The 13,907-nt window shown below is 39.8% G+C and carries 12 protein-coding genes and 4 pseudogenes; 2 read left to right on the forward strand and 14 right to left on the reverse strand.

The features are described 5' to 3' along the window. On the reverse strand, positions 1–492 hold a 492-nt coding region (locus ACT3RM_RS13995), incomplete at its 3' end, for a hypothetical protein (RefSeq protein WP_441992776.1). Between the two features lie 168 nt (positions 493–660). Then, positions 661–1,457: pseudogene (locus tag ACT3RM_RS14000) on the reverse strand (alpha/beta fold hydrolase). Positions 1,458–1,880: 423 nt separating this feature from the next. Between ACT3RM_RS14000 and ACT3RM_RS14005 the strand changes: the two are divergent. Continuing rightward, positions 1,881–3,148 (forward strand): annotated as a pseudogene (locus ACT3RM_RS14005) (HAAAP family serine/threonine permease). Between the two features lie 95 nt (positions 3,149–3,243). Here ACT3RM_RS14005 and speD read toward each other — a convergent pair. The 10 genes and pseudogenes from speD to ACT3RM_RS14055 all read right to left on the reverse strand — a co-directional run bounded on the left by speD (position 3,244) and on the right by ACT3RM_RS14055 (position 11,049). Further along, positions 3,244–4,056 carry an adenosylmethionine decarboxylase gene (gene speD / locus ACT3RM_RS14010; protein WP_441834514.1) on the reverse strand — a complete coding sequence of 271 codons (813 nt, stop codon included), beginning with the start codon at positions 4,054–4,056 and terminating at the stop codon, positions 3,244–3,246. 94 nt (positions 4,057–4,150) lie between these two features. Continuing rightward, positions 4,151–4,558: an OsmC family protein gene (locus ACT3RM_RS14015; RefSeq protein WP_441834515.1), complete on the reverse strand. Its 408-nt coding sequence runs from the start codon at positions 4,556–4,558 to the stop codon at positions 4,151–4,153. Positions 4,559–4,599: 41 nt separating this feature from the next. Beyond that, positions 4,600–4,749 carry a hypothetical protein gene (locus ACT3RM_RS14020; RefSeq protein ID WP_441834516.1) on the reverse strand — a complete coding sequence of 50 codons (150 nt, stop codon included), beginning with the start codon at positions 4,747–4,749 and terminating at the stop codon, positions 4,600–4,602. Positions 4,750–4,769: 20 nt separating this feature from the next. Beyond that, positions 4,770–4,967, reverse strand: a pseudogene (locus tag ACT3RM_RS14025) (DUF3802 family protein). 139 nt (positions 4,968–5,106) lie between these two features. Next, entirely contained in the window at positions 5,107–6,576 is a 1,470-nt protein-coding gene (astD, locus tag ACT3RM_RS14030; protein ID WP_441834517.1) for a succinylglutamate-semialdehyde dehydrogenase, read from the reverse strand. 28 nt (positions 6,577–6,604) lie between these two features. Continuing rightward, a complete protein-coding gene (astA, locus tag ACT3RM_RS14035) occupies positions 6,605–7,621 on the reverse strand; it encodes an arginine N-succinyltransferase (protein ID WP_441834518.1) in 1,017 nt (338 codons plus the stop codon). A gap of 89 nt (positions 7,622–7,710) precedes the next feature. After that, the gene (locus tag ACT3RM_RS14040; RefSeq protein ID WP_441834519.1) at positions 7,711–8,916 is read right to left on the reverse strand and encodes an aspartate aminotransferase family protein; all 1,206 of its coding nucleotides are present in this window, start codon (positions 8,914–8,916) and stop codon (positions 7,711–7,713) included. Positions 8,917–9,469: 553 nt separating this feature from the next. Further along, positions 9,470–9,893 (reverse strand): annotated as a pseudogene (locus tag ACT3RM_RS14045) (HDOD domain-containing protein); the annotation flags it as partial. Next, positions 9,893–10,474, reverse strand: a complete 582-nt coding sequence (locus ACT3RM_RS14050; protein WP_441834520.1) for an anthranilate synthase component II — start codon at positions 10,472–10,474, stop codon at positions 9,893–9,895. The pseudogene ACT3RM_RS14045 and the gene ACT3RM_RS14050, both read right to left, overlap by 1 nt. Before the next feature lie 185 nt (positions 10,475–10,659). Then, a complete protein-coding gene (locus ACT3RM_RS14055; RefSeq protein ID WP_441834521.1) occupies positions 10,660–11,049 on the reverse strand; it encodes an acyl-CoA thioesterase in 390 nt (129 codons plus the stop codon). 32 nt (positions 11,050–11,081) lie between these two features. Between ACT3RM_RS14055 and ACT3RM_RS14060 the strand changes: the two genes are divergently transcribed. Further along, positions 11,082–11,786 (forward strand): 2OG-Fe(II) oxygenase, encoded by a 705-nt coding sequence (locus ACT3RM_RS14060; RefSeq protein WP_441834522.1) that lies wholly within the window; start codon positions 11,082–11,084, stop codon positions 11,784–11,786. A gap of 56 nt (positions 11,787–11,842) precedes the next feature. On the opposite strand, the gene ACT3RM_RS14065 is transcribed toward ACT3RM_RS14060, so the two are convergent. After that, positions 11,843–13,078, reverse strand: coding sequence for a cysteine desulfurase-like protein (locus tag ACT3RM_RS14065; RefSeq protein ID WP_441995134.1), 1,236 nt, complete (start codon positions 13,076–13,078; stop codon positions 11,843–11,845). A 9-nt stretch (positions 13,079–13,087) separates the two neighbouring features. Further along, positions 13,088–13,720, reverse strand: a complete 633-nt coding sequence (locus tag ACT3RM_RS14070) for a 2OG-Fe dioxygenase family protein (RefSeq protein WP_441834524.1) — start codon at positions 13,718–13,720, stop codon at positions 13,088–13,090. Between the last annotated feature and the right edge of the window lie 187 nt (positions 13,721–13,907).

Here is a 13,907-nt window from a genome sequence, read left to right on the forward strand (position 1 = left end):
CATCGGTGCAAACACATAAATTTTACCTACGTAAGTATTGAAAGCTTCCCAATTATCCCTATCGGGATTTACTATTTCATTTATAGCGGCATTTCCAAACATCTCTATCTCATCAAAATCTTTAACTAAAAGAGTCTGTAATTGAATTTGCTTTTCATGCTTAATTTTCCTATCAAAAAGAGTTTTACTTTCTTCTTGTAACTCTTTTTGAAGGCGCACTGACTCAAGCCGATCATTCGCAGCATTGCTATTAGTAATTGTTTGTTCTTTATTACTTTGAGACTGAAGATAAACAGTAAAAATAACACCAACGAATGAGAAAAAAGCAAGAGCTGGCCCTAATACACCACCAAAAAAGCTCCCAAAATGCGACCAAGTTTCAGTAGTACCACCAAATCCGACACCAAGGCTAAACATCCACAAAAATAAAACGCCAATAATAGAAAAGATAGCCAAAATAACGATACTAATAAGTTTACTTTTATCCGACATATTATTCCTAAACTCCCTTAAATAGTTGTACTATCTGGTACAATCAATAATCTTAAAATTTCGTTGTTAACCACCGCGAGTAAAATAAAGGCTAGGCCTTGTTTTTAATTTCTCTATTTTTGGACGAAAGTAAAAAAGAAAGCCCTGACCCTATTCCTTCTACAACCCTTAACGATTTTGCTGGGCGATAAAAGCAAGCGAGTGCTGATTGAATAAGTCGGGGCGTTCTACATTACAGACATGGCCGCAATGGTGAATAGTTTGCAGTACGCTATTTTTATGGCGCTTAACCATTTCTTTAACAGGGCCTAGGAACATATGATCTTCCTTACCCATAATGTAAAGAATGGGTATATCAATGTCTTTTTCTTTGAAATACTGCATTAAAGGGTTTACGTCCATGGCTAATTTAAAGCACTTTATAAACTCTTTTTGGCACAAGCGCTTTGCTTCACGAACAAACAAAAGTCGAGATTCTTTATGACGCTTTTCGGCATCATAATAAAAGAAAATAAACGATACAGCCACATATAAGGCAAGAAGTGTTTAAAAGTATTACCTAAATAAACTAATGTATTACTGCGAGTATTAAAGCGAGTAACCGCTCCACCTAGCACCATGCTAGAAACATAGTGCGGCGCAATTTCAGCAATATTTCGAATGAGTATTGTGCCCAATGAAATGCCAACAAAGTGTGCGCTGGGGATATTGTTATGATCTAACACATCAATAATATCTTTAGAGACATTATTAAACGAATAATTATTATCAACAAAGTTTTGCACTAAGTTATTCGATTTACCGTGACCACGAAGATCAAGCAACAACACATTATATTCTTTTTTATAAGCTTTAAGCTGACGAAACCAAATTGCCGAACTACCACCTGCGCCATGAACAAATACAATCCATGTTTTACTGGTTTCGTGCGCAAAAGTAGTATGGAAAAGAATGTCTTTGCTCATTGCAGTTAGCGGCCTGTTTACTTCGTTTGGCATATTTAATTGCAGGAAGTATAACGGAGTTTAGAATAAATCTCTTATGAAGTTCCGAACAATGGCTTCTACTTAACAGATTTTTATTTTTAGTTGGAACCAATAAAAATGATCCTTCCCTGTTTTCACGCCATGAAAACCGCCTCTATTGGCTTTGCTGCTCGCGTGACGCTATAGCGTGTTGGGTTTTGCTCCAACTAGCCTACAGTAAAGTGTGATGTAGTGTTGCCTTTTAATGATTTTGCTCACTTTTACACCACTGTTTCGTATTCATGACACTTACCCTTCTATTAAGTCTAATTAATTAGTCTACAACCTCCCAAAGCATGAAAGTTGCGGCCAAAAATTATATTCTTCGGCGCAATTATTATCATAAATAATGGACACACACATATGACACCATCACAAGATGCAACGCTTTCAAATGCATCAGGTGCACACACCTACCCACACTTCTAAATGGAACCTACACGATACGCGGTGGACGCTAAGTTTATTTGGCACCGCTGTAGGCGCAGGCATTTTATTTTCACCCATAAACATTGGTATTGGCGGTTTTTGGCCTTTAATTATATTGGCGTGTTTAGCGTTCCCAATGACCTTTTGTGCACACCGTGGTTTAGCGCGTTTTGTACTTTCATCTAAAAATAAAGATGCCGATTTTACCGATGTAGTTGAGGAGCACTTTGGTGTGACTGCGTATAGGTTAATCTCTTTATTATACTTTTTATCTATATTTCCTATTTTGCTTATTTACGGCGTAGGCTTAACCAATACCGTTGATAGCTTTATGGTTAACCAAATGGGGCTTGAGTCGCCATCTCGCGTGCTGCTTTCGGGCGTATTGGCTGCAGGTATGATAAGCCTTATGATGGGCGGTGAGCGATTAGCTGCGTGCATTTGCAATTTTGGTGTATCCGCTTGTGGGTATATTATTCTTTTTATCGCTTTATTTAATACCTAGCTGGCAAATGCCTGATATGAGCTTACCTGAAGCGGGCAACTTTACTAAAACGCTGTGGCTGTCGGTTCCTATTATTGTATTTTCGTTTAGCCATGCAGCGGCTATTTCAAGCTTTGTTAATGTGCAGCGTGGTCATTATGGCAATCAAGCTACTAACAAAGCAGAGGCTATTTTAAAGCGTACTAGCTTACTGCTTATTACCTTTGTACTGTTATTTGTGTTTTCTTGCGTGCTGTCGCTTACAGGCGAGAAAATGGCTGCTGCTAAAGCCGCTAACGTATCGATTTTATCGTACCTACCTAATATCACGAGTAATTCGTTTATTGCCACCCTTGGGCCGCTTGTTGCGTTTATTGCTATTACCTCGTCATTTTTAGGTCACTTTTTAGATGCACGCGAAAGCTTTACCGGTTTAGTAACTAAGGAAACAAGCTTAAGCGCAAAAGTAGCCGATAAAATTGGCGTGCTAATTATGTTTTTTGTTATTTGGTTTTGCGCGGTTAAAAAACCAAGTATTTTAGACATGATGGATCAGCTATCTGGCCCTATCATCGCGATGATTTTATTTATTATGCCTATGATAGCCGTGTACAAAGTACCTGCGCTGAGCAAGTATCGTAATCGCTTAAGCACATTGTTTATATTAGCGGTTGGGTCGCTTGCTGTATTTGCACTTATTTACAGTATGCTCAAGTAACTTTTTAAACGCCCAGCTAAATTAATTAGCTGGGCTTTTTTAGACATAAAAAAATGGCGCTCACTGAGCGCCATTTTTAATTTAAATCGATGTGCTTATTCTGTGTCTGGTAAGTTGCGACCGTAGAAAATTTCTTGCATCTCGCGGGTTAATTTAGAGCGAATAGCTTCTTCTTCGTCTTCAGATAAATCGTCAGTTGAAACACCAAATAAATAAGCGTTGAGGTCAGTTTCTTTAAGCATCATTTTAGTGTGGAAAAGATTTTCCTGATACACGTTTACATCCATCATGTGGTACGCTTCTTTGGTATCTTCAGTCATGTAATTCTGAATAGAATTAATCGCATGATCAATAAAATGCTTCACACCATCTACGTCACGAGTAAAGCCACGTACGCGATAATCAATAGTAACCACGTCAGACTCTAAGCTATGAATTAAAAAGTTTAACGCTTTTAATGGTGAGATAATACCGCAAGTTGATACTTCGATATCAGCGCGGAATGTACAAATCCCATCATCAGGGTGTGCTTCTGGATAAGTGTGCACACAAATATGGCTTTTATCTAAGTGAGCAACAACCGTTTCAGGCAGTGGTCCTGGCGCTTCGTCAACATCATAAGATTGCTGTTGCTCGATTGGCTCTTCAGCAATTAGAATAGTTACGCTAGCACCTTGCGGATCATAATCTTGACGAGAGATATTCAAAATGTTGGCGCCAATAATATCGACTACGTCGCCTAAAATATCGGTAAGCCGGTTAGCACTGTACTGCTCGTCGATATATTCTAGATATTCTTTACGCTGTTGCTCTGTCTTTGCGTAGCAAATATCATAAATACTAAAGCTTAAGCTTTTGGTTAAATTATTAAAGCCATGAAGCTTAATTTTATCGAAGGGTTTGTTCATGCTAAACCAACCTGTAAACGAGTGAAATCTGCACTTGCAGAATTAAAAGTTCGCGGATTTTATACGAATTTTCCTTCTGGAAAAAGCCTTATTTTTACTGTTCTTGAACAACTTCGTGGCTGTGCGTGATTTTTACTGTTTTATCAAGCATTAAGGCAACCGAGCAATACTTTTCTGCAGACAATTCAACCGCTCTTGCAAGGTGCTTTTCAGCGACATTATCACCAGTCACAACAAAGTGTAAATTAATCGTAGTAAATACCCGTGGCGCTGATTCTGCACGCTCAGCACTTAACTGAACTTGAACATCAGAGAATGATTGCTTGGTTTTTTTCAAGATGCTGACAACATCAACAGATGAGCAGCAGCCTACTGACATCAGCATCATTTCCATTGGACTTGGCGCAGCACTTTCACTACCAGCATCAAAAACTATATTGTGGCCTGAATTAGAAAGACCAAGGAAAGTATCGCCATCAACCCATTTTACATTTGCTTGCATGTGTTCAATCTCTTAAGTAAATTTTCTTGATTGTAAGCAAGTTAAGCGTAGATGCAATGAAAAGCGATAAACTTAGGCGACAGCGTTGTCGAAGAGGTTTTTAACAAGACTTGTAAATTCATTAATAAGTGCGTGCTGACCCATTGTGACTTTCTGGTTACGCTGCTAAGCACTTCTTGCAGGTCATACACAATACCGTCTACTTCACGTACTATATTTGGCTACGTTGTTCGGCACTAAGCTCGGTATGTTGCTGGCAGAGCAACATGGCGCTTTCAGCAATGTCGTCTTCAATAAGCTTCATTATTGAAGGAGCACCTGGCTTTACTTTGCTGGGCTTCTAAAAGAGTGCTAAATTTTGAGTTAGGTACATGATCAAATCATCATACCCTTGCCTATCTAAAACCATTTTTTACATCGATTGAATTTACAACTTCCTTGATTTAAAAAACATTTTTAAATGCTAGCTTTGCCCTAGCGCTAATAAAAAAAGCAGCTTGAGCTGCTTTTTTTATTATTAATGATAACGCGTCTTTTCGTCAATAATATTAATCGATTTTTAAGCCTGGGCTTAAGGTTGCTGGCATTGCCACTTTTTCAAGCTCAACCGAAGCAACAGGGTAAGCACAGTAATCAGCCGCATAGTATGCGCTAGCACGGTGGTTACCTGAAGCGCCAATACCACCAAATGGTGCCGCACTTGAAGCGCCTGTAATTGGACGATTCCAATTAACAATACCAGCGCGAATACGACGTAAGAAATGCTCGTAATCATCAGCGTTGTCGCTTAATAAGCCTGCTGATAAACCAAAGCTGGTGTCGTTAGCTTTATCAATTGCTTGGTCAAAATCACTAAAGCGAAATACTTTTAAAAGTGGGCCAAAGTGCTCTTCATCAGGGAAGTCGGCAACGTCAGTGCAATCTAAAATTCCCGGCGTTACAAATCCTGTATTCTCAGTATGCGTAAGCTCAACGAGTACATTGGCACCTAAATCAACCAGTTCTTGCTGGGCTTTAGCCATACCTGCGGCTGCGGCTGATGAGATCATTGACCCCATAAATGGCTGGTCTGCATCATCAAAGTTACCCACTTTAGTTGCTTTAGTGGCTTTAATTAAGCCCGCTAAAATTGCATCGCCTTGTTCACCTGCTGGTAAAAACAACTTGCGCGCACATGTACAGCGTTGACCACTTGAAATAAACGCAGACTGTACGATGTCATGAATTGCCGCTTTCGTATCTGCAACATCAGTTACGATCAACGGGTTATTCCCCCCCATTTCAAGCGCTAAAATTTTACCTGGTTGGCCAGCAAACTGTTCATGTAAAATATGACCTGTACGTGAAGACCCAGTAAAGAATAAGCCATCAATACCTTTATGAGAGGCAAGTGCTTTACCTGTTTCTACTTCACCTTGTACAAGGTTAATTACGCCCGCCGGTAAACCGGCTTTTTGCCATAACTTTAAGGTTAGTTCAGCCACTTTTGGAGTTAACTCTGATGGTTTAAATATCACGGTATTACCCGCTAAAAGTGCCGGTACAATATGACCATTAGGTAAGTGCCCAGGAAAATTATAAGGGCCAAATACCGCAACGACACCGTGTGGTTTATGGCGGATCATCGCGCGACCTTGCGGCATTGAGTTTTCGACATCACCGGTGCGCTCTAAAAACGCTTTTTCAGAAATAGCGATTTTACCTACCATAGCCCCTGCTTCAGTGCGGGTTTCCCATAATGGCTTACCCGTTTCTTGCGCGATAGTTATAGCCAGTTCTTCGCTATTTTCTTTAAGTTGCTCAGCAAATGCTTTAACAATTTCTAAACGTTCGCTAAAGCTTTTATCAGCCCAGCTGTAAAATGCTTCACGAGCAGAGCTTATCGCATCATCAACTTGGCCTTGAGTTGCCGATTGCGCTTGCCAAATAACCTCGTTATTGGCTGGATTAACTGATTTAAATTCGTGACCTTGGCCTTGTGACCATTGACCATTAATAAATTGAGCAGGATGAGTCATACGATTTCTCCTTTAAACGGGCTTTAAATTATAGGGCGCTTGCGGTAACAGTGTCACCGGCTTGAAGATGTAATGCATCGGCAATTTCTTGCGATAGCAGCAACTCTTTGGCTCTGTCATCAAAATTAAGTTCAGCAACGGTTGCTCTAAAATCACTAAGTTTTTCATTAGCAAGCATTACTGGCGTTGCACCGCTATTTTCGCCTATTACCACTGTAAAGTTATGAGCATTGCGAATAGTCGCTACATTATCTACTTTTGCTTCAACAGTTGGACCTGCGTCAAAAATATCAACATAGCCATTAAAGGTGAAGCCTTCACTTTTTAACAAACCGATTGCTGGGCCTGTGTTGTCGTGCACTTTGCCGATTACGGCTTGAGCATCTTTACTAAGTAAATTGACGTAAATCGGGTATTTAGGCATTAATTCAGCAATAAATACTTTTTGGCCAATGCCACTTAAGTAATCCGCTGTAGGGAAATCCATTGAGAAAAAATGCTCTTCCAGCCATTGCCAAAAAGGGCTGTCGCCATTTTCGTCAGATACACCGCGCATTTCAGCAATTAATGTTTGTGCAAAGCGTTCTTGATGCTGCTTAATAAACATAAAGCGTGATTTAGATAGTAAACGACCATTGTTATCTTTGCGGTAGCCATCTTTTAAAAATAGCGTACATAACTCTGTAGCGCCGGTGTAATCGTTACATAAAGTTAGGATATCGACCGCTTTATAAACATCAAGGGTGCGTGATGAGTGAATAGCTTTACTTAAATGATAATGGTAAAACGCATCATCTAAACCTACTGCGGCTTCAATACCTGAAGTACCTACCACTTCACCTGTTTCGCTATCTTCAAGAACAAACAAGTAACCTTCATCACCAGGATGATCTGTACTTTTTGCGAAAGAGCCTACTGAGCGGTCTATTCTCTTTTGTAATAACTCTTCATTATTAGGTAAAGACGTAAAACCATGCCCTGATTCATGGGCAATATTCAATAATGCTGGGTAATCAGATTGCTGGATTGGGCGAAGGATCATCATGAGTCCGCTTGCTCCCTTATAAAATAACGGTAAATTAGAATATCAGGGCAAGTGAACCTTGCCCTTATTTAATAATGGGTGCCTAGCGATTAACCATTAACAATTTTGGCTACGGCTTTTTCAAAGCGCGCCATACCTTCGCGGATATCGCTATCTGGTATAACTAGTGATGGTGTAAAGCGGATCACATCAGCACCAGCAACCAGTGACATAACCCCCTCACCAGTTGCAGCGACTAAAAACTCTTTGGCACGACCTTTAAATGTTTCATTAACCGCAGCACCAATTAATAAACCTTGTCCGCGAATTTCAGAAAACACCTGGTATTTTTCGTTAATTGCAGTTAAAAGCTCGTGAAAAAGCGCTGACTTTGCTTTTACGCCATCAAGCACTTCAGTAGTGTTAACTGTGTCAAATGCTGCTTCTGAAACCGCACATGCCAGTGGATTACCACCGTACGTTGAACCATGCGTACCTACTTTAAGGTGTTTCGCAATATCAGTAGTCGTTAGCATCGCCCCTATTGGGAAACCACCACCCAACGCTTTTGCACTGGTTAAAATATCTGGCGTTACATTTAGACCTTGATAAGCATAAAGTTCACCAGTGCGGCCTACACCCGTCTGCACTTCATCAAAAATAAGCAGTGCATTATGCTTAGTACATAGCTCGCGCACGCCTTGTACAAACTCGTCAGTAGGCGAAATAATACCGCCTTCACCTTGTAAAGGTTCCATCATTACTGCGCATGTTTTATCAGAGATTAGCGCTTCAAAAGCAGCTAAGTCATTATAATCACAATGTACAATATCACCAGGTTTAGGACCAAAGCCGTCTGAATAAGACGTTTGGCCGCCCACAGTGACTGTAAAAAATGTGCGACCGTGGAAGCCTTTATTAAATGAAATAATTTGTGACTTTTGTTCGCCGTGGTTATCAAGCGCAAAGCGACGAGCTAATTTAAGCGCCGCTTCGTTTGCTTCAGCGCCTGAGTTGGCAAAATAAACTTTATCAGCAAAAGTTGCATCAACTAACTTTTTAGCTAAGCGTAATGCAGGCTCATTAGTCATTACATTTGATAAGTGCCAAATCTTCTCGCCCTGCTCTTTTAGTGCATTCACTAATGCTGGATGACAATGACCTAGACAGTTAACCGCAATACCACCGGCAAAATCGATAAATTCACGACCTTCTTGGTCCCATACGCGAGAGCCTTCGCCTCGAACTGGAATTACACTTGAAGGGGCGTAGTTAGGAACCATTACTTGATCAAATAATTCGCGGTTGACTGTCATTTTATATCCTCTTAATTGTTAGTACGCAGAAAGTAAAAATAGTTATTTCACTACTTTAATAAGGTGCAAATCAGCATAGCGTAAATTGCAGATAAATACTCTCTGGTTCAATTTTCAGTCGTTTATTATTCCAGAATTATTCACTATTGTCTCTTCTAAAACTTTCATGTAGCCCTTTGAAATAAAGGCTTTGAGATATAATTTCAAAGATAGTGAATAACTATTTGAGTAACTGAATACAGCTCGACTTAAGACATAAGGCGGCACTCCATACAGCCAAGCAGCACTTGAGGCATAAAAAGCATGGGTAGTAGTTATGTTTAACAGTGAATGAATAGTCGCAAAAAAATTAGCGATAAATCAAAAAAAGAGCTGAAATAATGGTTAACTATTAAAGTAAAGCGCAATATTTAGGCTATTTTTAATATTAAAATTCTGAAAGTTACCTTTTTGGAGTGCCTTGATCTCAGCTTGGCTAAAGTTAAAATAATCAAACCAGCTGATTTTTTTCATCCTCTTTAATTAACAGGTGCTCAGCTAACCCACATAATACGGGTACATTAACCAAAGCGACAAGCTCTCGACCAAGCCAACTTAAGCCGGCTCTAAACGGCCAACTGATGCTGATTTAACTGCCAGCATGTCTAATATCGCCGGTACGTTATCTTCTATGCCGATGGTGTCATGGATAATGCCGTCTATATTTTAAAGCTGTTTGGCCATTGCATTGCCAATAATTTGGTGCAGCTCTTCACTCGCTTTCGCACGATACTTATGATGAGCAGCACTGGTTTCTACCTCACTTTATGTGCAGCAACTTCCACTTCAAGCAAGGTGCATTGTTTAAGTGGCTCATCATCGTTTAGATCTAATGTTTGGATAAAGCCTATTTGCTGCTGAGCAAAATTATGACCAAGCAATAAATAGTCTGCCCGTTCATTAAGCACACCTGCTGTGTGTTGTTGACGTTTTAAGATTAGAAGCGAGTTAAAAAGTTAGCAAGTAATTCAAGCCCTTCCTCAGTTAAAATAGCTTCCGGGTGAAATTGCACTCCTTCCAACGCTAACTCTTGATGTAACAACCCCATTATTTCATCAACATCACCATTTTTGTGCTGCGTCCACGCTGTTATCGATAATTCATCAGGGAGTGTTTGCTTATCAACTATTAATGAATGATAACGACACACCGTAAGCGGGTTAGCTAAGCCATTAAAGACCCCTTGTTGCTGGTGAAATATAGGCGATGTTTTTCCATGCATAACTTGCTTAGCACGAACAATTTTAGCACCAAGAGCTTGGGCTATGGTTTGATGCCCTAAGCAAATTCCCAGTATGGGGTAAGTACCTTTTAGCTGCTCTACTACGGATAACGAAATACCCGCTTCACTAGGAGAGCACGGCCCGGGCGATAGCACGATATGCTGAGGGTTAAGGGCCTTTATTTGACTAACCGTTATGTCATTGTTGCGTTTTACTAACACTTCTTGACCTAAGCGCTGAAAATATTGCACTAGGTTGTAAGTAAACGAATCGTAGTTATCGATCATTAACAGCATTGGGTAAGTGGCTCGTTATATGTAAAAAAGGGTGGTGTTGCCTGTAGCTGTGCGCATTCTACCCCAATCCATAGTAACTTTCAGTTAATGTTACGCAAAAACGTTAAGCACAAATGTGAATAATAGATAAAGCGAGTACGCTTATACCAACCTCTTCTGCATTCTTTAGCTCACCTAAATTAGTATTAATTTAAGTGCTCAGATAAATCTGCTTTTTCTTGCTCCGATAGTACTTGCTTGGCTTTATTAGCAAAATCATAGCGAACCATAACTGTTTTACCTACCGCACAACATTTGTCATTCTGATAAGCCTCTTGGCGTACTGTAAATGAACTATTGCCAACTTTTTCTATGCTACTTTTAATAGTCACTTCCAAGCCATAAAATAGCTCACCCACAAAGCTCACTTCAATATTGGCAATAATCAACTTCCAATCGTGGGGATTTAAATCAGGGGTGAAAAACCTAAAAATAGGCGCCCGTGCGGCTTCAAACCAAACGGGGAGTACGGTATTGTTGATGTGGCCAAGTACATCAGTTTCGCTAAAGCGTGGCATTAGTTTTTCAATAAACATAACAATCCAATAATAATTTATAAAGGTAATTCATGACGGACTTTATTCGCGTTTACGATAACGCCCTAAGCAAAGAATTTTGCAATAACTTTATCACGATGTTTGAGCAAAGCCCGCATTTAAAACAAGGTATGACGTCAGGCGGAATTGATTTAGCAAAAAAAGACAGTCATGACTTATACCTAAATAACCACAGTGAATACGCTGAACATCTAAAACATATTCAACAAACCACTGCGGGTTATATTTTTAAGTACATTGAAGAACATATTTTTATGATGATTGGGGCATTTGGTTTAAAAGTGCATCACCCAAAGACGGGAGTACCGACAGATTTAACCCAAGCTAACTTTGATGAGATAGGTAAACCGCAATTACCTTTACTCGTACAACAAATTTTTCGTTTAGGTAATATTCAAGCACAAAAATATCAAACAAATAAAGGCGGCTACCCTTATTGGCATAGTGAAGTTTACCCACAAGCAGGCCATAATGACGCGCTGCATCGGGTACTGTTATTTATGTTCTACTTAAATGATGTTGAAGAAGGTGGCGAAACCGAGTTTTATTACCAAGAGCGTAAAATATCACCCAAACAAGGCAGTATGGTTATAGCCCCCGGTTACTTTACCCATACTCACCGTGGAAATAAGCCCATATCAAACGACAAGTATATTTTAACTTCGTGGGTATTATTTAACCACGCCGAACAGATTTACGGGCAACCACGATCTTAATATTCAATTTGCAAGGTCAAAGCTCCACTAAAACTTTGACCTTGCTCCTTCAATATTTACCCTAAAAGTTCATCAAATAAATCAAACAACTTATCAAGCTCTTCGATGGTGTTGTAGTGCATACAACCAATACGGACTACACCGCCTTTATCGAGCACTTTTAGTTGTTTACATAAACCTTGAGCATAAAAGTTCCCATCCCATACGCACACATGATGCTTACCTAAAAACTCAGAGACTTTACGTGGTTCAAGCCCTTCAAATGTAAGCGCAAACGTTGGAGTGCGCTCGCTTAAGCGATCTAGGTCATCAATACCAAACAATTTTATTTTTGGATAATTAACTAACCGTGTTAGAAAGTGCTCACTAAGTGCCATTTCGTGCTGCTTTGTTTTGGTAAAAGCAGCTGTTAGTTTTTCACGGCGTGAATAGCTTTCACTAAGCTCGCTAATATCGGCAATATAATCAACTGCTGCAACTAATCCCGCTAATGCTTCAAAGCTTTGCGTACCAGTTTCCCAACGCCCAGGAATAATATCTTTTGCAGGCTCTACTTTATATGGCGTAAACCCTTCAAGGTGCGCGCGTTTACCATAAACAATACCCACATGCGGGCCAAAAAACTTATAGGCTGAGCATGCTAAAAAATCACAGTTTAAAGCTTGTACATCAATCAACTCGTGGGGCGCATAATGAACCGCGTCGACATACACAAGTGCACCGACTTTATGTGCAAGCTCTACAATACGTTTGATATCGTTAATAGATCCTGTAGTGTTAGATGCATAAGTCACGGCGACTAATTTAGTATTGGTATTAAGTAAGCTCTCAAAATAAGCTAAGTCTAGGCTGCAATCATCTTCATTGATAAGTGCAGTATTTACTTTAGCACCTTTATCTTCTGCAGCTTGTTGCCAAGATGATACGTTTGAGAAATGATCAGCATTAGTCACAATTATTTCATCGCCGACTTGCCAATCACGGGAAATCGCACGGCTCAGGCTAAATGTCAGGCTGGTCATATTCGCACCAAAGACGATTTGCTCCTCCGATGATGCATTGAGTAAATCGGCCACGGCTTGACGTGCATTTACCATTAACTCAACCGTTTTAGCGCTTGAGAAAAACGCCCCGCCCAAGTTTGAGTTAAAATAGCCTAAATAAGCTGACATGGCGCTAAGCACTTGCTGCGGTACTTGCGAACCACCTGGACCATCTAAAAAAATAGGTGACTTACCAGCTACTTGCTGCATAAGTGCCGGAAATCGACGACGTAGTTGTGTTAAGTTCATCATTAACCCTTAAGCTGTCAGCACGAAGCAATCAAGATAACCTTCTTGGCTGTCATTTATTTTATTCATCGGTGTGGCGTTGTGCCATACTTCGCGGTCGTTGATAAGCGCAAACATACCGTCTTTTATTTCCATTTTAAAACAGGGTTCAGCTTGTTTGTTTTCATATACCAATAGCTCGCCCCCTTCTAAGTTTTCGTGAGACACACCACATATGCATACATGATCAAAACCATCCTGATGAATACCTTCTGGCGCAGGAGGAGTATCACTATCAATAGCTAACATTCTAAATTGATGGATTTCAATGTCACGCTGTTCATCAATTCCGGTAATTGCTCGAAACTCATTTACAATACTTTTCATGCCTTCACTTTCAAGCAAGCTTTGCTCTAAGTTTTCATAAGTGCGTTCAATATTACCTTGGAAGGTATTAATTGAATCGTCTTGTACAAATGCTTTGGTTTTCTGTAATTGTAACTCTTCACCGATTACTTTTATCACCGAGTAACGGCGCTTGCGAAATGCACCATCCGCATATGGGTTAGCTGGAAGGTTTGCAAAAGATGGCTTAACTGCGTCAATATGAGCTTGGTTTACAAAGCGAAGTTGTAGTAAATTCTGGTTGTTTAATGCTGTCATAGAGATCTCGCCTATAGTCTAAAAGTATGACGAGGATCTTAATGCAAATAGCGTGGATAATTGATTTTTTATCTAAGCTGACAAAAAAATAGTTAGCAATATATATGCTAAAAATCTTTAACTTTAAGATATAAATTCCAACCTTGAAAATTAATGGTTATTTTATATCTATATTTTTTAATTTAAC

It is taken from the genome of Pseudoalteromonas sp. AOP7-A1-14, assembly GCF_052376275.1.
GTDB lineage: Bacteria > Pseudomonadota > Gammaproteobacteria > Enterobacterales > Alteromonadaceae > Pseudoalteromonas.

Excerpts from the sequence above, each read along its gene's own strand:
- speD (WP_441834514.1), bottom strand. The coding sequence starts at position 4,056 with ATGAACAAACCCTTCGATAAAATTAAGCTTCATGGCTTTAATAATTTA.
- ACT3RM_RS14015 (WP_441834515.1), bottom strand. The coding sequence starts at position 4,558 with ATGCAAGCAAATGTAAAATGGGTTGATGGCGATACTTTCCTTGGTCTT.
- astD (WP_441834517.1), bottom strand. The coding sequence starts at position 6,576 with ATGACTCATCCTGCTCAATTTATTAATGGTCAATGGTCACAAGGCCAA.
- astA (WP_441834518.1), bottom strand. The coding sequence starts at position 7,621 with ATGATGATCCTTCGCCCAATCCAGCAATCTGATTACCCAGCATTATTG.
- ACT3RM_RS14040 (WP_441834519.1), bottom strand. The coding sequence starts at position 8,916 with ATGACAGTCAACCGCGAATTATTTGATCAAGTAATGGTTCCTAACTAC.
- ACT3RM_RS14050 (WP_441834520.1), bottom strand. The coding sequence starts at position 10,474 with ATGCTGTTAATGATCGATAACTACGATTCGTTTACTTACAACCTAGTG.
- ACT3RM_RS14055 (WP_441834521.1), bottom strand. The coding sequence starts at position 11,049 with ATGTTTATTGAAAAACTAATGCCACGCTTTAGCGAAACTGATGTACTT.
- ACT3RM_RS14060 (WP_441834522.1), top strand. The coding sequence starts at position 11,082 with ATGACGGACTTTATTCGCGTTTACGATAACGCCCTAAGCAAAGAATTT.
- ACT3RM_RS14065 (WP_441995134.1), bottom strand. The coding sequence starts at position 13,078 with ATGAACTTAACACAACTACGTCGTCGATTTCCGGCACTTATGCAGCAA.
- ACT3RM_RS14070 (WP_441834524.1), bottom strand. The coding sequence starts at position 13,720 with ATGACAGCATTAAACAACCAGAATTTACTACAACTTCGCTTTGTAAAC.